The organism is Echinicola marina (assembly GCF_020463795.1).
GTDB lineage: Bacteria > Bacteroidota > Bacteroidia > Cytophagales > Cyclobacteriaceae > Echinicola > Echinicola marina.
The window spans coordinates 231,100-253,566 of record NZ_CP080025.1; the positions used below are offsets into that span (position 1 = coordinate 231,100).

Below are 22,467 nucleotides of genomic sequence, written 5' to 3' on the forward strand. Positions count from 1 at the left end.
TTATTTAGATCTTTTACTAACGATAAACTTATTTGAATACTTCTTAGGACTTCTGGTCTTTTTACCTTTAGCTAACAAACCAGTCCTAGATCTTGGGTGTCCACCTGATGAACGGCCTTCACCACCACCCATTGGGTGATCAACAGGGTTCATCGCTACACCTCTTACTCTAGGTCGCTTTCCTAACCAACGGTTTCTACCAGCCTTTCCAAGTACCACGTTCATATGATCCGCATTAGACACTGAACCTATAGTAGCCGTACAAACAGCAAGTACCAATCTCATTTCCCCTGAAGGAAGTTTGATAGTTACATACTTGCCTTCTTTAGCAACTAGCTGAGCATATCCACCAGCACTCCTTGCCATAGCACCACCTTTACCTGGCTTCAACTCCACATTGTGGATGATGGTACCTAAAGGAATGTTCTTCATTGGAAGGTTATTACCTACCTCAGGAGCTACATTTTCACCGGACACTACAGTCTGGCCTACTTCCAAACCTTCCGGAGCAATGATGTATGCTTTAGCACCATCAGCATAGTATAACAATGCTAGACGAGCAGTTCTGTTAGGATCATATTCGATCGCCTTAACAGTTGCAGGAACATCGTATTTATTACGCTTAAAATCTACAATTCTAAGTCTTCTCTTATGACCACCACCTAAGTAGCGTGCAGTCATTTTTCCAGAGTTATTTCTACCACCTGATTTCTTCAACGGAGCCAATAAAGACTTTTCTGGCTTTGATTTAGTGATCTCATCAAATGCCGGAGCCATCCTAAATCTGGTACCGGGGGTTACAGGCTTTAATTTTTTAACTGCCATGATTCTGATTCAATTAAATTTCTCCGTAAAAGTCAATTACTTCTCCTTCGGCTACTTGTACAATAGCTTTCTTGAAAGCATTGGTATAACCGGATACTACTTTACTTTTTGTGTAACGTGTCTTCTGCTTCGCTGCATAACGCATAGTCCTAACAGACACCACCTTTACACCAAACATTTTCTCTACGGCTGCTTTGATTTCTGGTTTCTTTGCAGTTTTCTCAACCACAAATCCATAAACACCACTTTCGTTCAAGGCAGAAATCTTTTCCGTAATCAAAGGCTTCTTTAGTATATCCATTGTATTACTTCGATAAAAGGGTTTCTAACTTACTTACTGAACCTTCACAAAGCACCAATGTATCAGCGTGAAGCAAATCATAAGTATTCACATCATTCACTGTTCTAACCTGTGCCTTTGGTAGGTTTCTACTTGACAAATAAACATTCTTATTAGCTTCAGGAAGCACAAACAATGTCTTCTTATCCGCCAAAGAAAGACCTGACAATAACGATACAAAGTTTTTGGTTTTGATAGAATCAAAGTTCACATCTTCCAAAACTGTAAGGCTATTATCCTGTACTTTGTAAGTAAGGGCAGACTTTCTTGCCAACTGCTTTACTTTCTTGTTCAATTTGAAAGAATAGTTTCTTGGTCTAGGACCGAATACTCTTCCTCCACCTCTGAACAATGGAGATTTTATAGAACCAGCTCTGGCACCACCTGTACCTTTTTGCTTCTTGATTTTCTTAGTTGAGCCGGCTATCTCAGCCCTCTCTTTGCTCTTGTGCGTACCCTGTCTTTGGTTGGCCAAAAACTGCTTCACATCCAGGTAGATCGCATGATCATTAGGCTCGATCGCGAAAATATCGTCAGAAAGACTAATCTTTCTACCTGTCTCTTCACCGTTATGTTTTAATACTGCTAATTCCATTTGATTACTTCTCTAAAATAACGAAAGAATTTTTTGGACCAGGGACAGAGCCACTTACCAAGATCAAGTTCTTTTCAGGATAGACTTTCAATACCTTAAGGTTCAAAACCTTCACGCGGCTACCCCCCATTCTACCTGCCATTCTCAAGCCTTTGAAGACTCTTGAAGGCCAAGAACAAGCACCGATGGAACCTGGGTGTCTTTGACGGTTATGCTGACCATGAGTCGCTCCACCTACACCACCGAATCCGTGACGTTTTACTACACCTTGGAAACCTTTACCTTTAGAGGTACCAATAGCATCAACGAAGTCACCTTCACCGAATACCTCACCAGCTTTTACGGTTTTCCCTAAATCCACCTGACCTTCAAATTCAACTCTGAAGTCTCTGAATTCTACAACTTTCTGTTTAGGAGTGGTACCGGCCTTTTTGAAATGACCTAAAAGTGGCTTAGGAGTGTTTTTCTCCTTACGCTCACCGTACCCTAACTGAACAGCGCTGTACCCGTCTGTTTCAACATTTTTTACTTGCGTCACTACGCAAGGACCAGCTTCTATTAACGTGCATGCGACATTACGCCCATCGGCACTGAAAATGCTAGTCATTCCTACTTTTTTACCTATTATTCCAGACATCTTCTGTTATATAATATAATTATGCACAAGTATTTACACACTTGTGCCTTTTTAAGGACTGCAAAGTTAGTAATTTATAAACACCTTACAAATTACAACTTATATATTTTCAAACATTTACAAAAATATTGTTCTATAAGTCACCAACTTACAACGCCTTTAACCAAATAATCTATGAGAAAAAACCACATAAAAGAAAAACCTGTCCACCGAAGCAGACAGGTTTTTCTTATCTTAGATCATATCCAGATCAAACTTTGATCTCTACATCTACACCACTAGGAAGTTCGATTTTCATCAAAGCATCCACTGTTTTAGAACTGTTAGAGTAGATATCAACCAATCTTTTGTAAGTACACAATTGGTACTGATCTCTAGCCTTCTTATTTACGTGTGGAGATTTCAACACTGTAAATTTCTCCTTTTTAGTAGGCAATGGAATTGGACCAACTACCACAGCACCTGTAGTTTTCACAGCTTTTACGATTTTCTCAGATGACTTGTCCACCAAAGTATGATCGTAAGACTTAAGTTTTATTCTAATTTTCTGATTCATTTTCTTTTAGTTTTAGGCTTTAGCTCCTTTAACTTCGGCAATAACACCTTCAGCTATATTATTAGGAACAGGCTCATAATGAGAGAATGTCAATGAGGCAGTAGCTCTACCTGATGAAATTGTTCTTAGGTCAGTGATATAACCAAACAACTCTGACAATGGAACTGCAGCTTTGATTACAGATGAAGTACCTTTGGTATCCATACCCTTCATCAAACCTCTTCTTCTGTTCAAGTCACCTGTGATAGGACCAGTATACTCATCTGGAGTAACAACGTCTACTGACATTACTGGCTCCAACAACTGTGGCTTACACTTCTTAGCAGCTTCCTTGAAACCTATTCTAGCAGCTAGTTCAAAAGAAAGTGCATCTGAATCGACATCGTGGAAAGATCCATGGAACAATCTAACCTTCATGGCTTCTACTGGATACCCAGCCAAAGGGCCATTCTTCATTGCTTCTTGGAAACCTTTCTGTATAGCCGGGATAAATTCTTTTGGAATAACACCACCAACGATTCCGTTTACAAATTCCAAACCTGGTTTAACTTCTCCAGTTTCAGCATCAGCCTCTTTTGGTCCAAGTTCGAATACGATATCGGCAAACTTACCTTTACCACCTGACTGCTTCTTATAAACTTCTTTGTGCTCTACGCTACCAAACAAAGCTTCTTTATAAGCAACTTGAGGGGCACCTTGGTTCACCTCTACTTTAAATTCTCTTTTCAGACGGTCCATGATGATATCAAGGTGAAGCTCACCCATACCTCTAAGGATAGTCTGTCCAGTTTCATGATCCGTATTTACCTGCAAGGTAGGATCCTCTTCCACCAATTTGGCAACAGCCATACCTAACTTATCAACGTCAGCTTGAGTCTTAGGCTCGATAGCGTAACCGATAACAGGCTCAGGGAAGATCATGGATTCCAATACTACTTTACGGTTTTCAGCGCAAAGCGTATCACCAGTTTTAATATCTTTAAATCCAACAACAGCACCGATATCACCAGCCTCTAGTCGTTCGATTTGATTTTGCTTATTAGCGTGCATTTGGAACACACGAGAAATACGCTCTTTATTTCCAGAACGGCTATTGAATACATAAGATCCAGACTCAAGAACACCTGAGTAAGCTCTTACGAAACAAAGACGCCCTACGAATGGGTCAGTTGCGATCTTAAAGGCAAGACCTGCAAAAGGCTCATCAGTATTAGGTGCAATAGATACTTCCTTCTCTTCATCATCTAAGTCATGACCGATGATATTATCTTTATCCAAAGGAGAAGGTAGCAATTCCATTACTAGATCTAGCATGGTCTGTACACCTTTGTTTTTGAAAGAAGATCCACATACCATCGGAACAATTTTCATATCGATGGTTGCTTTTCTAAGAGCAGAAAGAATCTCTTCTTCAGTGATTGAATCAGAATCTTCGAAGAATTTCTCCATCAAAGTCTCATCGTATTCAGCCACAGCTTCAAGTAAATACTCTCTGTATTCCTCTACTTCATCTTTCATATCTTCAGGAATCGGAACTTCTTCGAAAGTCATCCCCATATCCTCTTCATTCCAAACGATCGCACGGTTATTGATCAAGTCAACAACACCACGGAATTTGTCTTCCGCACCGATTGGAATTTGCAAAGGAACTGCATAGCTCCCTAGCATTTCTTTTACTTGCTTACAAACTTCAAGGAAGTTAGCTCCTGCACGGTCCATTTTGTTAACAAAACCGATACGAGCTACTTTATAATTATCAGCTAGTCTCCAGTTAGTTTCAGACTGAGGCTCAACACCATCCACAGCACTAAACAAGAACACCAAACCATCAAGTACCCTTAGAGATCTGTTTACCTCTACAGTAAAGTCTACGTGACCCGGAGTATCGATAATGTTGATTTGGTATTTCTTATCTCTGTATGGCCAAAAAACGGTAGTCGCAGCAGAAGTAATAGTAATACCTCTTTCTTGCTCCTGCGCCATCCAGTCCATAGTAGCGGCTCCATCGTGAACCTCACCAATCTTGTGAGATACACCAGAGTAAAAAAGGATACGCTCAGTGGTAGTTGTCTTTCCGGCATCGATGTGGGCAGCGATACCGATGTTTCTTGTTAATCTTAAATCTCTTGCCATCTTGTATTAGAATCTAAAATGTGAGAATGCTTTGTTGGCTTCTGCCATTCTGTGGGTATCATCCTTCTTCTTAACAGCAGCACCTTCACCCTTTGAAGCAGCTATGATTTCTCCAGCCAGTCTATCCATCATGGTCTTCTCACCTCTTTTTCTTGAAAAAGTGATCATCCACTTGATCCCAAGTGACATTTTTCTTTCTGGCCTTACTTCCATTGGAACCTGGAATGTTGCACCACCAACTCTACGACTCTTCACCTCTACAGATGGAGTGATATTGTTAAGCGCTTTTTTCCAAACCTCAAGACCATTCTCACCCAATTTTTCTTCTACTTTGTCTACTGCATCGTAGAAAATTTTGTAAGCAATACTCTTCTTCCCATCAACCATAAGACAGTTAACAAACTTGGTCACCAAAGTATCATTAAACTTTGGATCAGGAAGAATATATCTCTTTTTTGGTTTCGCTTTTCTCATTGTTCAGTTTTTTTCAATTGATTATTTCTTGTCCTTAGGACGTTTCGCACCGTACTTAGAGCGACCTTGCTTACGGTCTTTAACCCCTGCAGTATCTAGTGCACCACGGATGATGTGATAACGTACACCTGGCAAATCTTTCACACGACCACCTCTAATCAATACGATAGAGTGTTCTTGCAAATTGTGACCTTCACCTGGAATGTAAGCATTCACTTCTTTTCCATTTGTCAATCTAACCCTGGCTACTTTTCTCATAGCCGAGTTAGGCTTCTTTGGTGTAGTAGTATACACCCTGGTACAAACACCCCTTCTTTGAGGACAAGCATCCAAAGCTCTAGACTTTGATTTTGACTCAAGGGTAGTTCTACCTTTTCTAACTAACTGTTGTATAGTAGGCATTAACTGATAATTTTAATACTCCTTTAACATATGAAATTTGGACTGCAAAGGTAACGAAATCGATAAAACAAACAAAATTAAAGGGTTATATTTTATTTAAGCCTCTCCTAATGTTCCTCCAAAATTCATCGGGAATTCTGGCGTTTCTGTTCCTGATTCAATTTTCCCAAATGCATTCTCGTACTTTTCTATATTATCCTTCAGTGCGGACAATAACCTTTTAGCATGATCAGGGGTCATAATGATCCTTGACTTGACCCTTGCCTTGGGCACTCCAGGCATCAAACGTATAAAATCAATTACAAACTCAGAATTGGAATGCGCTATCATTGCCAGATTGGAATAAATACCTTCAGCAATCTCATCAGTCAATTCCACATTGATCTGCTGATTATTGTGCTTTTTATCGTCTTTATTATCTTCCATTTCCCTTTTAATTAAAAAAAGGCCTGCGATTTACAGGCCTTTTATATAAAGTTAAACTATAATTACTTTACGGCTTCCTTAGTCTTACGCGAGCCTTTTTCCTTTTCAGAAGTGGAAAGTTTTTCCAATTCATCCTTGGATCCAACGATAATATCTTTGAAATATCGCTGACCTGTACCCGCAGGAATCAAGTGACCTACGATCACGTTCTCTTTCAGACCAAGTAACTCATCACGCTTACCTCTGATGGCCGCTTCACTCAATACTTTGGTTGTTTCCTGGAAGGAAGCTGCCGAGATAAAGCTTTCAGTACCCAATGAAGAGGCAGTGATACCTTGAAGGGTTGGTTTAGAAACTGCAGTTTCTGCATCTCTAACCTGTACCAATTTCAAGTCTTTACGCTTCAAGCTTGAATTCTCATCCCTAAGTCTTCTTGCAGTGATGATCATACCTGCTTTAAGGGTTGCAGAATCTCCAGGCTCCATAACAACCTTCTTATCAAGAATATTATCATTTTCCTCACGGAAAGCCCACTTATCTACTACTTGTCCTTGTAGGAATCCAGTATCACCTGCATCAAGGATTTCAACTTTTTGCATCATCTGGCTAACAATAACCTCAATGTGCTTATCATTGATTTTCACACCTTGTAATCGGTATACTTCTTGGATTTCATTTACCAAATACTCCTGAACAGCAGTTGGTCCCTTAATTGAAAGGATATCATTAGGAGTAATAGCACCATCAGAAAGTGCTTCACCAGCTCTAATAAAATCATTTTCCTGAACCAAAATGTGTTTAGACAATGATACCATATATCGCTTCTTCACGCCATCTTTAGATTCTATAAAGATTTCACGGTTACCACGCTTGATACCACCATAGGTTACCACACCGTCAATTTCAGAAACTACTGCAGGGTTAGATGGGTTACGTGCTTCGAAAAGCTCGGTTACCCTTGGAAGACCACCGGTAATATCTCTTGTCTTACCTACAGAACGAGGGATTTTAACAAGAATCTGACCAGCTTTAACTTTGTCTCCTTCTTCCACTGCAAGGTGAGCACCTACAGGTATATTGTATCCTTTGGTCTCATCCCCATAGTTTACAACTACAGCAGGGTTTTTAGTTTTATCTTTGGTATCGATAATTACTTTCTCTCTATAACCGGTTTGGTCATCGGCTACTTCTTTGAAAGTAATACCTTCTATAATGGAATCAAAAGATACCTCACCGTCAAACTCAGACAGGATCACGGCGTTATATGGATCCCAAGTACACAAGGAATCACCTTTACCAATTTTCTGACCATCCTTCACATTAAGGATCGCACCATATGGTACGTGGTTTGAAACTAGTGTCTTTCCAGATTTAACATCATTGATCTTAATCTCACCAGATCTACCCATTACAATAGCTACAGGATCTCCATCCTTATTGGTCGTATCAATCCATCTCATTTCCTCTTCAAATTCAACAACACCTTCAAACTTGGCATTGATGCTTGCTTCAACGGAAATATTAGATGCGGTACCCCCAACGTGGAAGGTTCTCAAAGTAAGCTGCGTACCAGGCTCACCAATAGACTGGGCAGCAATTACCCCTACGGACTCACCGCTTTGTACTATATTTCCAGTAGTCAAGTTTCTACCATAACACTTGGTACAAACTCCTCTTCTAGACTCACAAGTCAATACTGACCTGATCTCAACTTCTTCAACTGCAGACTCATCAACTTTCTTCGCCAATTCGTCAGAGATCTCCTCACCAGATTGGATGATTACCTCATCAGTAATCGGATCAATCACATCGTGAACAGATACCCTACCTACAATACGCTCAGATAAAGGCTCTACAATCTCATCATTGTCTTTCAATGCCTGAACTACCAGACCTCTTAAGGTTCCGCAATCCTCTTCAGATACAATTACATCCTGAGCAACATCCACCAATCTTCTGGTCAAGTAACCAGCATCGGCAGTTTTCAAGGCTGTATCGGCAAGACCTTTACGGGCACCGTGAGTAGAGATAAAGTATTCCAATACATCTAGACCTTCTTTAAAGTTAGAAAGAATCGGGTTTTCGATAATCTCACCTACAGAACCTTGAAGGTTTTTCTGCGGCTTGGCCATCAATCCCCTCATACCACCTAGCTGACGAATCTGTTCTCTTGAACCCCTCGCACCTGAGTGCATCATCATATAAATAGCATTGAATCCTTGCTTATCCTCTTCCATCTGCTTCATCAAGATGTTAGTCAGATTGGAGTTGGTTCTGGTCCAGATATCAATTACCTGGTTATAACGCTCGTTATCCGTAATAAGACCCATCAGGTAGTTATTCCATACCTGATCCACCTCTTCCTTAGCTTTAGTGATCAAAGGATCTTTATCTTCAGGGATAATCACATCATTCAATCCCATGGATAGACCACCTTGGTAGGCCATCTGGAATCCAAGATGCTTGATATCATCCAAGAATTTAGCACTTCGAGCGATACCACATATTTTAACTACCTCAGCGATAATTTGCTGAAGTTTTTTCTTCGTAAGCAATTCGTTCACATAACCTACTTCCTCAGGAACGAACTGGTTAAAGATCAATCGACCAGCAACAGTCTCTATCACTTTTTCAACCAAAGATCCATCTTCTTCCCTAACAGTAACCTTGCAATTTATATAAGCATGCTGAGAAATAACTCCTTCGTTCAAGGCAATTACTACATCTTCCTCACCATAGAAAGTCATTCCCTCACCAGCAACAGGCTCTTCAGGAGTAGATCTTCTACCTTTGGTTACATAATAAAGACCCAATACCATATCCTGGGATGGTACGGTAATAGGCGCACCATTTGCAGGGTTAAGGATGTTATGTGATGAAAGCATCAAAGTAGAAGCTTCCAAAATAGCCTCATGGCCAAGTGGTACGTGAACCGCCATCTGGTCACCATCGAAATCGGCGTTGAAGGCTGTACAAACCAATGGGTGAAGCTGAATAGCTTTTCCTTCTATCAATTTAGGTTGGAAAGCCTGAATACCCAATCTGTGAAGCGTAGGAGCACGGTTTAGCAATACAGGGTGTCCTTTCAATACATTCTCAAGGATATCCCAAACTACCGGATCTTTTCTATCTACAATCTTCTTGGCAGATTTTACGGTCTTAACAATACCTCTTTCAATCAGCTTTCTGATGATAAAAGGTTTGAAAAGTTCTGCAGCCATATTCTTAGGCAAACCACACTCGTGTAATTTCAATTCAGGACCTACAACGATTACAGAACGACCAGAATAATCCACACGCTTACCAAGCAAGTTTTGACGGAAACGTCCTTGCTTCCCTTTAAGCATATCAGACAATGACTTCAATGCCCTGTTACCATCTGATCTTACAGCATTAACCTTTCTTGAGTTATCAAATAAGGAATCAACTGCTTCTTGAAGCATCCTTTTCTCATTTCTAAGAATTACTTCAGGAGCTTTAATATCGATCAATCTCTTCAGACGGTTATTTCTAATGATTACCCTTCTGTAAAGATCATTCAAATCAGAGGTTGCAAAACGTCCACCATCCAAAGGAACCAAAGGTCTCAACTCTGGCGGAATCACAGGAACCATTCTTACTACCATCCACTCAGGACGGTTCTCAATTCTGGTTCTTGCATCTCTAAAAGCCTCTACTACTTTCAGACGCTTCAAGGCTTCAGCTTTTCTTTGCTGAGAAGTATCGGTAGCAGCTTGGTGACGAAGGCTATAAGAAAGATCATCAAGATCTAATCTAGCCAATAACATTTCAATAGCCTCTGCACCCATTTTGGCGATGAACTTATTAGGATCATCATCATCAAGCATTTGGTTTTCCTTTGGAAGCTTGTCCATAATATCCAAATACTCGTCTTCTGTCAAGAAATCCAAGTATAGAAGACCGTCCTCAGCCTTGATACCAGGATTAATCACAGCATATCTTTCGTAGTATACAATTTGATCAAGCTTCTTGGTAGGAAGTCCTAGCAAGTAACCGATTTTGTTAGGAAGAGACTTGAAGTACCAAATATGCGCCACTGGAACTACCAATTCGATATGTCCCATTCTTTCTCTACGTACTTTCTTTTCAGTAACCTCTACCCCACATCTGTCACAAATGATACCTTTATATCTTATGCGCTTATACTTACCACAATGACATTCCCAGTCCTTTACAGGCCCGAAAATTCGCTCACAGAAAAGACCGCCCATCTCAGGCTTGTATGTTCTGTAATTGATGGTTTCAGGTTGGGTAACCTCACCATGAGAGCTATCCAGGATGGATTCCGGAGAAGCCAAACTAATAGTGACTCTGGAAAAGTCGTTGTTTAGTTTTTTATTTTTTCTGAACGCCATAATTCGTTTTGTGAGTATGTGAAGGGCCTTTCGGCCCAAATTGATCTAATTTTAGTCTAAGGTAATTTCCAATGCCAAACCTCTCAATTCGTGAACCAATACGTTGAATGATTCTGGAATATTTGGTTTTGGAAGGTTTTCACCTTTTACGATAGACTCATAAGCTTTGGCCCTACCAATTACGTCATCCGACTTCACAGTAAGGATTTCTTGAAGCACGTGAGATGCACCGAATGCCTCTAGTGCCCAAACCTCCATCTCTCCGAAACGCTGACCACCAAACTGGGCTTTACCACCCAATGGCTGTTGCGTAATCAATGAGTATGGTCCAATAGATCTGGCGTGCATCTTATCATCTACCAAGTGACCAAGTTTCAACATATAGGCAATACCTACAGTTACCGGTTGATCAAACTTCTTACCAGACAAACCATCGTATAGATAAGTTCTACCGAAAGATGGAAGACCCGCCTTATCCAATTCAGCAGCTACTTCTTCTGTAGTAGCTCCATCGAAGATTGGAGTAGCATACTTCTTATTAAGCTTCTGTCCGGCCCATGCCAATACAGTTTCAAAGATCTGACCAATGTTCATACGAGAAGGTACCCCAAGTGGGTTAAGAACGATATCCATCGGAGTTCCATCTTCCAAGAATGGCATATCCTCATCACGTACGATTTTGGCTACAATACCTTTGTTACCGTGACGACCCGCCATCTTATCACCCACTTTTAGTTTACGCTTCTTAGCCACGTAAACCTTAGCAAGCTGAACGATACCTGCAGGAAGCTCATCACCAACTTCAAGAGTGAATTTATCTCTCTTGAATCTACCTGAAATTTCATTTCGGGTATTGGTATAGTTTTTAACCAATTGTTGTATCAAGCTATTGGTGTTCTCATCATCTGTCCAATCATCCAAAATAATGTCAGAAACTAAATTGGCCTCTTCAGGAACATTATAGTTACTTTCATCTCTGTAAGGATTCTTAGCAGGGAACAAGTTCTGCTCAATATTCTGAGCATTGAATTTCACGCCTTTGCTGATGATTTCATCACCAAACTTATGTTTCACACCTTGAGAAGTTTTTCCCTCAAGAATGCTCAACAATTTATTGATCATTTTAGCTCTTACACCAAGTAGTTCCTTAGTATAAGTTTGCTTCAATTTCTCAACTTCAGCTTTGGCTTTAGCTCTTAATTCTTTATCCTTTTTAGGTCTTGAGAACAATTTGGTCTCGATAACCACGCCGTTCAATGAAGGTGAAGCTTTCAATGAAGCATCTTTTACATCACCTGCTTTATCTCCGAAGATCGCTCTAAGCAATTTCTCTTCCGGAGTAGGATCAGTCTCTCCTTTTGGAGTGATTTTACCGATAATGATATCTCCTTCTTTCAGCTCAGCACCGATTCTGATAATACCATTCTCATCCAAATTCTTAACAGCCTCTTCAGATACGTTAGGGATTTCAGAGGTTAATTCCTCTTCTCCACGTTTTGTATCCCTTACTTCAAGTTGGAACTCTTCTACGTGAATAGAAGTAAAGATATCCTCCCTTACAACTCTTTCAGAAATTACAATCGCATCCTCGAAGTTATATCCTTGCCATGGCATATAAGCCACTTTCAAGTTTTTACCAAGCGCAAGTTCACCTTGGTTGGTTGAATAACCTTCTACCAATACTTGGCCTTTTTTGACACGCTGACCTTTTAGAACAAGCGGGGTCAAGTTGATAGTGGTATCTTGATTGGTTCTTCTGAACTTGATCAAGTCATAAGACTTGTACTCGTCACTGAAGTTTACCAATAACTCATCATCACTTAGATCATATTTGATAACGATTTTCTTCGCATCAACAAAGTCAACCACACCATCAGCCTCTGCAATGATCAAAGAGCGAGAATCAACGGCAGCTTTTGCTTCTAGACCAGTACCCACAATTGGAGACTCGGCTTTCAACAAAGGAACCGCCTGACGCTGCATGTTTGATCCCATCAAGGCACGGTTGGCATCATCATGTTCCAAGAAAGGAATCAAGGAAGCTGCAACAGATACAATCTGGTTTGGCGCAACGTCCATATAACTGATTTCCTTAGGCTCCAATACAGGGAAGTCACCTTCAAACCTTGCTTTTACCCTATCATTAACGAATGTACCATCATCTTCCAACGGTGCATTTGCCTGGGCAATATTATTATTATCTTCTTCTTCAGCAGTAAGGAATACAATATCCTCAGACTCCATTCCTGCTTTACCATCCTTCACTTTTCTATATGGAGTTTCCAAGAAGCCCATAGAGTTCACCTTAGCGTGAACACAAAGAGAAGAAATCAGACCAATGTTTGGTCCCTCAGGAGTTTCAATGGTACAAAGACGACCATAGTGAGTATAGTGAACATCTCGCACCTCGAAACCTGCTCTTTCTCTAGATAGACCACCTGGACCCAAAGCAGAAAGTCTACGCTTGTGCGTCAATTCCGCCAATGGATTGGTTTGATCCATAAACTGAGAAAGCTGGTTGGTACCAAAGAATGAATTGATGACAGAAGAAAGCGTTCTAGCATTGATCAAATCAACCGGCTTGAAGTCTTCATTGTCCCTAACATTCATTCTTTCACGGATAGTTCTCGCCATTCTGGCAAGACCTACACCGAACTGGCTATATAATTGTTCCCCAACAGTTCTAACCCTTCTGTTACTTAAGTGATCAATATCATCGACCACAGCCTTAGAGTTAATTAGACCTATCAGGTACTTAACAATGCTAATAATATCTTGGGTGGTCAGTACGATCTTTTCGGACTCGATTTCCAATCCCAATTTTTTATTGATTCTGTATCTACCTACTTCACCTAAGTCATAACGCTTATCAGAGAAGAATAAACCATGAATTACCTCTCTAGCGGTAGCTTCATCAGGAGCTTCAGTGTTTCTTAATTGACGGTAAATTACCTCAACCGCTTCTTTCTCTGAGTTGGAATTATCCTTTTGTAGGGTATTATAAATGATAGAGTAGTCAGCAATATTGACATCATCTCTATGCAGAATTATACTCTTAGCGCCAGAATCAAGGATCAAATCAATATCCTCTTCCGTCAGCACATAGTCTCTTTCCAAGAGTACTTCATTCCTATCGATAGAAACTACCTCACCGGTATCTTCATCCACAAAGTCCTCTACCCACGTTCTCAAAACACGGGCCGCCAATTTTCTACCTACTACCTTCTCTAGTTTTGCCTTATTGGATTCAACCTCTTCAGAAAGACCAAATAAATCCAATATAGCTTTATCAGAACCATAACCAATGGCCCTCAATAAGGTAGTTACAGGGAACTTTTTCTTTCTGTCAATGTAAGCATACATGACATTATTGATATCCGTAGCAAATTCAATCCAAGATCCTTTGAAAGGAATGATCCTGGCTGAATAAAGCTTCGTACCATTGGTATGCTTACTTTGGGCAAAGAATACCCCTGGGGAACGGTGTAATTGGGAAACGATGACCCTTTCAGCTCCATTGATGACAAATGAGCCCTTTTCAGTCATATAAGGCAGGTTCCCAAGAAACACTTCCTGTTCGATGGTTTCGAAATCTTCATTGTCTTCATCAGAACACAATAATCGAAGCTTCGCTTTCAACGGAACAGAGTAAGTCAATCCCCTGTCAATACATTCACCGACACTATATTTAGGCGGGTCGACTGCATAGTCAATAAATTCAAGGGTAAAGTTTTCTCTAGAGTCACTTATGGGGAAGTTCTCAGAAAACACCTTGAAAAGCCCATCCTGTCTCCTCTTTTCAGCGGGAGTATCCAATTGGAAAAAATCCTTAAATGATTGCAATTGGATATCAAGGAAATCCGGATAGTCTTTGACTACCTTAATAGATGAGAAACTTTTCCTTTCGGTTTGATTCTGGATAGCCAAGGCAGTATATGTTTATAGTGATAATTAATAACTGAATGCGGCAATTTCCGCTTAGAATAGTGCAATTTTCAAACTGTGCACAAACAGGAAAAGACCTGACTAAAAAGTCAGGTCTATTGCAATAACCATCACCTATTAGATGAGGTTATTCAAATTACTTAAGCTCTACTTCAGCACCAGCTTCCTCAAGTTGCTTCTTAAGTGCTTCAGCTTCGTCTTTTGCGATTCCTTCTTTGATAGCCTTAGGAGCTCCGTCTACTACTTCTTTAGCTTCTTTAAGACCTAGACCGGTTAATTCTTTAACCAATTTCACTACTGCCAACTTCTGTCCACCAGCAGCTTTCAAGATCACGTCGAAAGAAGATTTTTCTTCTTCACCAGCACCTTCACCAGCACCACCAGCTACCATTACTGGAGCAGCTGCAGCAGCAGGTTCGATACCATACTCGTCTTTCAATATTTCGGCTAATTCACTAACCTCTTTAACAGTCAAGTTAACTAACTGCTCAGCGAATGCTTTAAGATCTGCCATTGTATTATTATTTAAAATTAACTGATTTTTTACTAATTGATTTGAATGATATTATGATTCTCTTTCAGAAAGAGTTTTAACAAGTCCAGCCAATGTATCCTGACCGCTCTTAAGCGCAGAGATAACATTTTTGGCAGGAGACTGAAGTAATCCGATAACTTCGCCCAATAGTTCCTCTTTGGATTTCAAAGATGATAAAACATCCAAATTGGCCTCGCCAATGAAGATATCACTATCAATTGAAGCTCCTTTGAATACTGGTCTAGTTTCTTTTGATCCAGCCTTTTTTCTGTATTCTTTAAGGACTTTTGCTGGTAAGCTTGCTGTTTCTGTAGCAAACATTACTCCTGAAAAACCTTTAAGTGTTACTTCTAATTCTGTAAAATCTGCGTCAAGATTTTCTAGCGCCTTTTTAATAAAGGTGTTTTTGTACACACGATATTCAACGCCTTTCTCAAAACACAGTCTTCTGAAAGCGTTTACCTGAGCAACATTGAAACCAGATGCATCTGCAATATAGAAATGCGGAGTTTCTTTAAACTTCTCGGTAAGACTTTCGATTATTGATTTTTTTTCCTCTCTAGTCATAATTAAATACCTTGAATACTCCCCTTATCAATTGCAATACCAGGAGACATTGTGCTAGATAAATGTATACTCTTGAAGTAAGTACCTTTAGAAGATGCAGGTTTCAACTTAGAGATAGTATTGATCAATTCTTGCGTGTTTTCAAGAATCTTAGCAGGCTCAAAAGAAACCTTTCCTACACTAGCGTGTACAATACCGAATTTATCTACCTTAAAGTCGATTTTACCACCTTTAACTTCTTTTACTGCTTTCCCTACTTCTAGGGTTACAGTTCCAGATTTAGGATTAGGCATCAAACCTCTTGGTCCTAATACTCTACCTAATCTACCTACTTTCGCCATTACGTTAGGCATAGTGATGATGACATCAATGTCAGTCCATCCACCCTCGATTTTGGCAATATAGTCATCTAAGCCAACATAGTCAGCTCCAGCTTCCTTAGCTTCTTCTTCCTTATCAGGTGTGCAAAGTACAAGTACTTTTACTTCTTTACCTGTTCCGTGAGGCAAAGCAACCACTCCCCTAACCATTTGATCTGCTTTTCTTGGATCAACACCCAAACGGATATCTACGTCCACAGAAGCATCAAACTTAGCGTTTGTGATTTCTTTGACAATTGAAGAAGCCTCAGTAAGGGAGTACTGCTGGCTTGGGTCGTACTTAGAAAGAGCTTCTTTTTGCTTTTTTGTTAACTTAGCCATTGTTTTATATTTATTCCTCCCAAGGAGCTTTTCCTGAAACTGTGATTCCCATACTTCTCGCTGTACCTGCAACCATTCTCATTGCAGATTCCACCTTAAAGGCATTTAAGTCAGGCATCTTCACCTCAGCAATTTCTTTTACTTGATCCCAGGTAACTGAGCCCACTTTCTTTCTGTTTGGTTCCGGAGAACCTCCTTTTAGCTTTGCAGCCTCTAGCAACATATTAGATGCTGGAGGAGTTTTAACTACAAAATCAAAAGACTTGTCCGAATAAATCGTAACAAGAACAGGTAGAACTTGACCCATTTTATCCTGAGTCCTAGCATTGAACTGCTTACAGAACTCCATGATGTTCAAACCCTTTGAACCAAGGGCAGGACCAACAGGAGGAGATGGATTTGCCTGGCCACCTTTCACCTGTAATTTCAGATAACCAGTAATTTCCTTAGCCATTTCCTAGTCTTGTTTTTCTACTTGCATAAAGTTTAATTCGACAGGCGTATTTCGACCGAAGATCTTAACCATAACATTAAGCTTCTTCTTATCCTCAAACACCTCTTCTATTGTTCCCGAGAAACCACTGAAAGGACCGTCCATTACCTTAACGCTCTCTCCAACTATATATGGCGTATCCAGCTTCTCCGCAAATTCATCAATCCCTTCAACCCTACCTAAAATACGGTTGACCTCTGATTGTCGTAATGGCTCAGGAGTTTTGGAAGCTCCTCCTGCATTTGCTCCTAAGAAACCGATAACACCCGGGATACTCGTAATTACGTGATTGGCTTCACCATGGGACAAATCCGCATTAACCAAAACATAGCCAGGAAAGAAGTTTCTCTCTCTGACTCTCTTTTTGCCATTGCGCATTTCGTATACTTTTTCAGAAGGTATCAAAACCTCAGGAATAAACTCCTCAAGCTTCTGCCTAGCAATTTCATTGTCCAAATAAGATTTGGCTTTCTTCTCTTGCCCGGCTACCACCCTAAGTACATACCATTTATGTTCTGCCATCAGTAACTATTGATTCAATTAAAATAAATCATAAAACCATTTCATAATGTTCTCGAAGCTCAGATCTATTAAGCCGATAACTATGGCAAATATCAAAGAGGCAACAAGAACCAACACCGCATTGCTCTGCAACGTGGCATATTTTGGCCATGTAACCTTGTTCTTCATTTCGTCTATTGACTCTATAACAAAGTTCTTTACGTTCATGGTATATGATTTTAATTGCACGGGCAGAGAGATTCGAACTCCCATCAACGGTTTTGGAGACCGCTATTCTGCCATTGAACTATGCCCGTGTACAAATTTACACCCCAAAAGGAATGCAAAAGTAGGTAATATTCTATAAAGAAACAAATGCGATTCTGAAAATTTCAGAACCGCATTTGATTTTATATCTTGATTGTATCTTAGTCAAGAATTTCAGTTACCTGTCCAGCACCTACAGTTCTACCACCCTCACGGATAGCGAAACGAAGTCCTTTCTCAAGAGCAACAGGGTTGATCAAAGTAACATCCATTGACACGTTATCACCTGGCATAACCATTTCAACGTTTTCAGGAAGCTTGATCTCTCCAGTAACGTCTGTTGTTCTCAAGTAGAACTGAGGTCGGTACTTGTTAAAGAATGGAGTGTGACGTCCACCTTCTTCTTTTGACAATACGTAAACTTCTGCAGTAAAGTGAGCGTGAGGAGTTACAGATCCAGGCTTACAGATAATCATACCTCTTTTGATCTGAGATTTCTCAATACCTCTAAGCAATAAACCTACGTTATCACCAGCTTCACCTCTGTCCAAAATCTTACGGAACATTTCAACTCCTGTTACAGTAGACTTAAGACCTTCAGCACCCATACCGATGATATCCACAGGATCACCAGAGTTGATAACACCTCTTTCGATTCTACCAGTAGCTACAGTACCACGACCAGTGATCGAGAACACATCCTCTACAGGCATCAAGAAGTCTTTGTCAACAAGACGCTCAGGAAGCGGAATGTGATTATCCACAGCATCCATCAATTCCATTACTTTCTCTTCCCATTGAGGCTCACCGTTAAGTGCACCAAGAGCAGAACCAGCAATAACTGGAATATTATCTCCGTCGAAATCGTAGAAAGAAAGCAATTCTCTTACTTCCATGTCAACTAGCTCAAGAAGCTCAGCATCATCTACCAAATCAACTTTGTTCAAAAATACTACTAGAGCTGGTACACCTACCTGACGTGCAAGAAGAATGTGCTCTCTAGTTTGAGGCATTGGTCCGTCAGTGGCAGCAACTACTAGAATAGCACCGTCCATCTGCGCAGCACCAGTTACCATGTTTTTCACGTAATCGGCGTGACCAGGACAATCCACGTGAGCATAGTGTCTTGATTCAGTTTGATATTCTACGTGAGAAGTGTTAATGGTGATACCTCTTTCTTTCTCTTCTGGAGCATTATCGATAGAAGAGAAATCTCTTAATTCAGAAAGACCCTTTCTGGCCAATACAGTAGTAATGGCAGCTGTCAAGGTAGTCTTACCATGATCGACGTGACCAATAGTACCGATATTTACGTGCGGTTTGGAACGGTCAAAGGTTGCTTTTGCCATGCGTGAAAATCCTCTGTTTAGTTAATGATATGAATTAGTTAAATTTTGCTAATGTCACTGAGCCAACGACGGGATTTGAACCCGTGACCTCTTCCTTACCAAGGAAGCACTCTACCCCTGAGCTACGTCGGCTGATAACATTTATTGTCTACGCTATAAATAGCATAGAGCGGGAGACGAGGCTCGAACCCGCGACCTGCAGCTTGGAAGGCTGCCGCTCTACCAACTGAGCTACTCCCGCTTATACTCTAATACTTTTATGCTATTCCTAAATCGCCTCCCTTACAAAGGAAAACTTTCTAGAATTCCTTCGTGAAAAAAAATTCACTCAGGATTAATTTTATACATACCAAAATCTTGCAAAAGAATATCAACTATTGACAATAATCTCAATCGTCGTGTTCCTTTATGAAGAACTTTTGCTGTATAGTTTTCACAAATTTAGTAATAATTGTGAAAATATAAAGTGTGGGGGAAACAGGATTCGAACCTGTGAAGACATAAGTCAACGGATTTACAGTCCGTCCCAGTTGGCCGCTTTGGTATTCCCCCATTCATCAATATTTCAAACTTCGCTTCGACTGTCGAACGCTTTTGTTCTTTTTTGTTTGTCTTAACGGATGGCAAAGGTATACCCTTTCTTGAAACATTCAAAACTTTGGCTAAAAATTTCCAATCTTTTTCACACCTTTTTATTTAAACTTTTCGTAATCAGTGAATTAATTTTTATCCAAATATGGAAGCAAAAAATACTCCTCTGCTTTCTTCGTTTCCAAATCTTTTTCCTTGAGATAAACTGCCTTCAATTTTTCCTGCATCCCCGGATCATCTACAAAACCAAAAAGCGCCTGAAATGCAGCAAGCCTGACATAACGCTCACTGTGATCCTCGGCCAAGCTCAATAAATTACTTTTGGCCCGATCACTCCCTTCTTCCGGCATCCGCACAAAATAATCACTGTAAAAACCTATCAAATAATATAAAGATTTTCCATTTGTCGCTTCAAATTTCTCATGAAGCCACACTCCTTTTCCTCCTATAGACTCCCTACTGTAATAATCAATCAATGGCACTAAAAACCGAATATTGTCCTCCTGCTCAAATGATGCCGCTACAATCCCCTTACCAACGCCTTCCTCCTCACTCTCCAAATACGCGGTCAATGCGGCACTGGAAACATAATAAGAAGAATCCTCCATCCATTCCAAAAAACTATTTCTACTGCTTTCATCTCCTAACATCCCCAATTTCTCAATCGCTGCTGCCCGGACATTGTTATTGGGATCCTCCGCCGCTAGTACCCTTACTTTCTGCAATACATCTTGAGGAGTCTTTTCATTTACCAACCTTGTAAGCGCCACCTCCCTGATTGGCCAATAAGTATCAGCCAATCCCCTTTCCAAAACCCACAGCAATTCATCTTCCAGTAGTTCCAAATCGCTCAAACTGTCCAATGCCTCATACCTTCCTACACCACTGATGGACTTGTCAAATTGACTTACAAACTGCGCTTGGGTCCTTTTGGTATAATTCTTTGAAAGCAGTGTCTTATACTCATCAAACAAAACCAAATCCAACGGAACTTCATTCTCTAATGCAAATTGCTGCGTTTGGCGCTCAAGTACAAATTCCTTTTCAATCCGCTCGCCCCCATCATACCAGCTCACCTTGAAAGGTAATTTATATAAAGGGGTCTCTTTGATATCCTGAACCTGCCTGATAGTCAATAGGATATTCTCAGGTACAGAATAATCCACTTCGATCTCCAACTCTGGATGGCCTGAATCCAAAAACCATTGGTTAAAAAACCAATTCAGATCGCGACCGGAAACTTTCTCCATGGCCAACCTCAAATCATGGATTTCCACCGAACTAAATGCATTTTCAGTCAAATAATATTCTAAGCCTTCAAAAAATGCCTTGTCTCCCAGACACTCCCTCAACATATGCAGCACCCGCCCTCCTTTCGCATAGGAATGACTGTCAAACATGTCCTCATTATCCTCGTACTCATAGCGGATCAGGTCCACCTGCTTGGAGCTCGCTTCATAAAAGTAAGTTTCCATCTCACCAATATGATGGAGATCAGCTGCATCACGCCCTTCTTTATGCTCATACCAAAGGTATTCTCCATAATTGGCAAAGGCTTCATTTAAAGGCAAATTAGACCAGGACTCTGTGGTTACATAATTACCAAACCACTGATGAAAAAGCTCGTGTGCAATGATTCCTTCATATTCATTATCGATGGCTTCTCTAGCATTCATGTTCAACTCCTCCATAAAAATAGAAGCAGTAGTATTTTCCATTGCTCCTGACACAAAATCCCTAACGACTATTTGATCATATTTTTGCCAAGGAAATTCCACTCCCAATAATTGGGAATAAAAACTCATCATCTCAGGTGTATTGCCAAAGGTACTGGCTGCTCCTCCTTTAAACTTTTCTTCGACATAATAATTCACGGACTTCCCCCTCCACTCATCTTCCACTTTCACAAATTCACCCACAGCCAATGCAACCAAATAAGGTGCATGGGGCAGATTCATCTCCCAATGATCTGTTCTGGTCCCATCAGCATTCAACGTTTGATTGATCAACTCCCCATTACTTATGGTAGTATACCTCTCCTCGACGGTCAACTTAATATCATGTGTAGCACGTTCATTGGGAGTATCTATGGTCGGGAACCATTTGGAATTATGTTCTGTCTCTCCCTGGGTCCATATTTGCTTGGGCTTTCCCTCCTTTCCTTCGGGATTGATAAAGTATAAGCCCTTATTATCTTTAATTGCCTCACTACCTTCACCACTATTCTTATTAGGATGGGCAGTATAATTTATCTTAAGCCTTACGGTATCATTTGCTGAAAACTCGTGAGGCAAGTACACTTTCAATACCTGACCATTATACCTCATACCCAGAGGCTGTTCTGACGCTGCATACACCAAACTCAACTCATGGATATCGAAATTTTTTGCATCCAACTCCAGTATTTTTTGACTATAGAAATAAGGTTTCAATTGGAGCAAGGCCTGTCCATTAACCAACTGCTTCTCCCAGTCAAACTTCAGGTCCAAACTGGTATGTAATAAATCAAATTTCCTTTCCCTACTTGCCCTAAAGTTGGAAAGGGCAATCTCTTTATTTTCAATCAGTTTCCCATAATCAATCATTTGATTTTGCTCCACTGACAGCTGAACCTCTTCTGGGCTTTCTGTTTCAGTTACCGGCTTTTGGGACTGACAGGCACTAAAACCAATACCCCACAAAGCAAGGGCAAGAGAGAATCTTAAATTCATAAAGGCTTATTAAAGATAAATAGTATATTGTATTGCTAAATTA

19 protein-coding genes and 4 tRNA genes are annotated in these 22,467 nt (G+C 40.4%); all 23 read right to left on the reverse strand.

Annotated elements, in window-relative coordinates; translation table 11 throughout:
- The 23 genes from rplB to KZP23_RS01300 all read right to left on the reverse strand — a co-directional run bounded on the left by rplB (position 1) and on the right by KZP23_RS01300 (position 22,424).
- Positions 1 to 825 (reverse strand): 50S ribosomal protein L2, encoded by an 825-nt coding sequence (rplB, locus tag KZP23_RS01190; RefSeq protein ID WP_226334344.1) that lies wholly within the window; start codon positions 823 to 825, stop codon positions 1 to 3.
- A 13-nt stretch (positions 826 to 838) separates the two neighbouring features.
- Positions 839 to 1,126, reverse strand: coding sequence for a 50S ribosomal protein L23 (rplW, locus tag KZP23_RS01195; protein ID WP_226334345.1), 288 nt, complete (start codon positions 1,124 to 1,126; stop codon positions 839 to 841).
- A 4-nt stretch (positions 1,127 to 1,130) separates the two neighbouring features.
- Entirely contained in the window at positions 1,131 to 1,760 is a 630-nt protein-coding gene (gene rplD, locus KZP23_RS01200) for a 50S ribosomal protein L4 (RefSeq protein ID WP_226334346.1), read from the reverse strand.
- Positions 1,761 to 1,764: 4 nt separating this feature from the next.
- Entirely contained in the window at positions 1,765 to 2,397 is a 633-nt protein-coding gene (gene rplC, locus KZP23_RS01205) for a 50S ribosomal protein L3 (RefSeq protein ID WP_186754497.1), read from the reverse strand.
- Positions 2,398 to 2,647: 250 nt separating this feature from the next.
- Positions 2,648 to 2,953 (reverse strand): 30S ribosomal protein S10, encoded by a 306-nt coding sequence (rpsJ, locus tag KZP23_RS01210; RefSeq protein ID WP_015264118.1) that lies wholly within the window; start codon positions 2,951 to 2,953, stop codon positions 2,648 to 2,650.
- Positions 2,954 to 2,965: 12 nt separating this feature from the next.
- The gene (fusA, locus tag KZP23_RS01215) at positions 2,966 to 5,086 is read right to left on the reverse strand and encodes an elongation factor G (protein ID WP_226334347.1); all 2,121 of its coding nucleotides are present in this window, start codon (positions 5,084 to 5,086) and stop codon (positions 2,966 to 2,968) included.
- 6 nt (positions 5,087 to 5,092) lie between these two features.
- Complete coding sequence (rpsG, locus tag KZP23_RS01220; RefSeq protein ID WP_215226257.1) at positions 5,093 to 5,560, reverse strand: 30S ribosomal protein S7; 468 nt, start codon at positions 5,558 to 5,560, stop codon at positions 5,093 to 5,095.
- 21 nt (positions 5,561 to 5,581) lie between these two features.
- Positions 5,582 to 5,962, reverse strand: a complete 381-nt coding sequence (gene rpsL / locus KZP23_RS01225) for a 30S ribosomal protein S12 (RefSeq protein ID WP_186754486.1) — start codon at positions 5,960 to 5,962, stop codon at positions 5,582 to 5,584.
- Positions 5,963 to 6,058: 96 nt separating this feature from the next.
- Positions 6,059 to 6,388 (reverse strand): DUF3467 domain-containing protein, encoded by a 330-nt coding sequence (locus tag KZP23_RS01230; protein ID WP_226334348.1) that lies wholly within the window; start codon positions 6,386 to 6,388, stop codon positions 6,059 to 6,061.
- A gap of 62 nt (positions 6,389 to 6,450) precedes the next feature.
- The gene (rpoC, locus tag KZP23_RS01235; protein WP_226334349.1) at positions 6,451 to 10,764 is read right to left on the reverse strand and encodes a DNA-directed RNA polymerase subunit beta'; all 4,314 of its coding nucleotides are present in this window, start codon (positions 10,762 to 10,764) and stop codon (positions 6,451 to 6,453) included.
- Between the two features lie 51 nt (positions 10,765 to 10,815).
- Positions 10,816 to 14,691, reverse strand: a complete 3,876-nt coding sequence (rpoB, locus tag KZP23_RS01240) for a DNA-directed RNA polymerase subunit beta (protein ID WP_226334350.1) — start codon at positions 14,689 to 14,691, stop codon at positions 10,816 to 10,818.
- A gap of 154 nt (positions 14,692 to 14,845) precedes the next feature.
- The gene (gene rplL / locus KZP23_RS01245) at positions 14,846 to 15,223 is read right to left on the reverse strand and encodes a 50S ribosomal protein L7/L12 (protein WP_186754478.1); all 378 of its coding nucleotides are present in this window, start codon (positions 15,221 to 15,223) and stop codon (positions 14,846 to 14,848) included.
- Between the two features lie 51 nt (positions 15,224 to 15,274).
- Positions 15,275 to 15,811 carry a 50S ribosomal protein L10 gene (rplJ, locus tag KZP23_RS01250; RefSeq protein ID WP_226334351.1) on the reverse strand — a complete coding sequence of 179 codons (537 nt, stop codon included), beginning with the start codon at positions 15,809 to 15,811 and terminating at the stop codon, positions 15,275 to 15,277.
- 2 nt (positions 15,812 to 15,813) lie between these two features.
- Positions 15,814 to 16,512, reverse strand: a complete 699-nt coding sequence (rplA, locus tag KZP23_RS01255) for a 50S ribosomal protein L1 (protein WP_226334352.1) — start codon at positions 16,510 to 16,512, stop codon at positions 15,814 to 15,816.
- A 10-nt stretch (positions 16,513 to 16,522) separates the two neighbouring features.
- A complete protein-coding gene (gene rplK / locus KZP23_RS01260; RefSeq protein WP_226334353.1) occupies positions 16,523 to 16,966 on the reverse strand; it encodes a 50S ribosomal protein L11 in 444 nt (147 codons plus the stop codon).
- Between the two features lie 3 nt (positions 16,967 to 16,969).
- On the reverse strand, positions 16,970 to 17,527 hold the full coding sequence (gene nusG / locus KZP23_RS01265) for a transcription termination/antitermination protein NusG (protein ID WP_226334354.1): 558 nt from the start codon (positions 17,525 to 17,527) through the stop codon (positions 16,970 to 16,972).
- A gap of 18 nt (positions 17,528 to 17,545) precedes the next feature.
- Positions 17,546 to 17,734 carry a preprotein translocase subunit SecE gene (gene secE / locus KZP23_RS01270; RefSeq protein ID WP_215226264.1) on the reverse strand — a complete coding sequence of 63 codons (189 nt, stop codon included), beginning with the start codon at positions 17,732 to 17,734 and terminating at the stop codon, positions 17,546 to 17,548.
- Between the two features lie 18 nt (positions 17,735 to 17,752).
- A tRNA-Trp gene (locus KZP23_RS01275) sits at positions 17,753 to 17,823 on the reverse strand.
- Positions 17,824 to 17,934: 111 nt separating this feature from the next.
- Positions 17,935 to 19,122 (reverse strand): elongation factor Tu, encoded by a 1,188-nt coding sequence (gene tuf / locus KZP23_RS01280; protein ID WP_226334355.1) that lies wholly within the window; start codon positions 19,120 to 19,122, stop codon positions 17,935 to 17,937.
- Between the two features lie 60 nt (positions 19,123 to 19,182).
- Positions 19,183 to 19,254: transfer RNA gene (locus KZP23_RS01285), tRNA-Thr, on the reverse strand.
- A gap of 36 nt (positions 19,255 to 19,290) precedes the next feature.
- Positions 19,291 to 19,363: transfer RNA gene (locus tag KZP23_RS01290), tRNA-Gly, on the reverse strand.
- A 228-nt stretch (positions 19,364 to 19,591) separates the two neighbouring features.
- Positions 19,592 to 19,674: transfer RNA gene (locus KZP23_RS01295), tRNA-Tyr, on the reverse strand.
- Positions 19,675 to 19,841: 167 nt separating this feature from the next.
- Positions 19,842 to 22,424 carry a M1 family aminopeptidase gene (locus tag KZP23_RS01300; protein ID WP_226334356.1) on the reverse strand — a complete coding sequence of 861 codons (2,583 nt, stop codon included), beginning with the start codon at positions 22,422 to 22,424 and terminating at the stop codon, positions 19,842 to 19,844.
- Positions 22,425 to 22,467: the final 43 nt, after the last annotated feature.

Bases quoted from the DNA above. Each gene is read 5' to 3' on its own strand.
- KZP23_RS01300 (WP_226334356.1), bottom strand. From the start codon at position 22,424: ATGAATTTAAGATTCTCTCTTGCCCTTGCTTTGTGGGGTATTGGTTTT.
- rplD (WP_226334346.1), bottom strand. From the start codon at position 1,760: ATGGAATTAGCAGTATTAAAACATAACGGTGAAGAGACAGGTAGAAAG.
- rpsL (WP_186754486.1), bottom strand. From the start codon at position 5,962: ATGCCTACTATACAACAGTTAGTTAGAAAAGGTAGAACTACCCTTGAG.
- rpoC (WP_226334349.1), bottom strand. From the start codon at position 10,764: ATGGCGTTCAGAAAAAATAAAAAACTAAACAACGACTTTTCCAGAGTC.
- nusG (WP_226334354.1), bottom strand. From the start codon at position 17,527: ATGGCAGAACATAAATGGTATGTACTTAGGGTGGTAGCCGGGCAAGAG.
- rplB (WP_226334344.1), bottom strand. From the start codon at position 825: ATGGCAGTTAAAAAATTAAAGCCTGTAACCCCCGGTACCAGATTTAGG.
- fusA (WP_226334347.1), bottom strand. From the start codon at position 5,086: ATGGCAAGAGATTTAAGATTAACAAGAAACATCGGTATCGCTGCCCAC.
- rplL (WP_186754478.1), bottom strand. From the start codon at position 15,223: ATGGCAGATCTTAAAGCATTCGCTGAGCAGTTAGTTAACTTGACTGTT.
- tuf (WP_226334355.1), bottom strand. From the start codon at position 19,122: ATGGCAAAAGCAACCTTTGACCGTTCCAAACCGCACGTAAATATCGGT.
- rplJ (WP_226334351.1), bottom strand. From the start codon at position 15,811: ATGACTAGAGAGGAAAAAAAATCAATAATCGAAAGTCTTACCGAGAAG.
- rplC (WP_186754497.1), bottom strand. From the start codon at position 2,397: ATGTCTGGAATAATAGGTAAAAAAGTAGGAATGACTAGCATTTTCAGT.
- secE (WP_215226264.1), bottom strand. From the start codon at position 17,734: ATGAACGTAAAGAACTTTGTTATAGAGTCAATAGACGAAATGAAGAAC.
- rplW (WP_226334345.1), bottom strand. From the start codon at position 1,126: ATGGATATACTAAAGAAGCCTTTGATTACGGAAAAGATTTCTGCCTTG.
- rpsG (WP_215226257.1), bottom strand. From the start codon at position 5,560: ATGAGAAAAGCGAAACCAAAAAAGAGATATATTCTTCCTGATCCAAAG.
- KZP23_RS01230 (WP_226334348.1), bottom strand. From the start codon at position 6,388: ATGGAAGATAATAAAGACGATAAAAAGCACAATAATCAGCAGATCAAT.
- rplA (WP_226334352.1), bottom strand. From the start codon at position 16,512: ATGGCTAAGTTAACAAAAAAGCAAAAAGAAGCTCTTTCTAAGTACGAC.
- rplK (WP_226334353.1), bottom strand. From the start codon at position 16,966: ATGGCTAAGGAAATTACTGGTTATCTGAAATTACAGGTGAAAGGTGGC.
- rpsJ (WP_015264118.1), bottom strand. From the start codon at position 2,953: ATGAATCAGAAAATTAGAATAAAACTTAAGTCTTACGATCATACTTTG.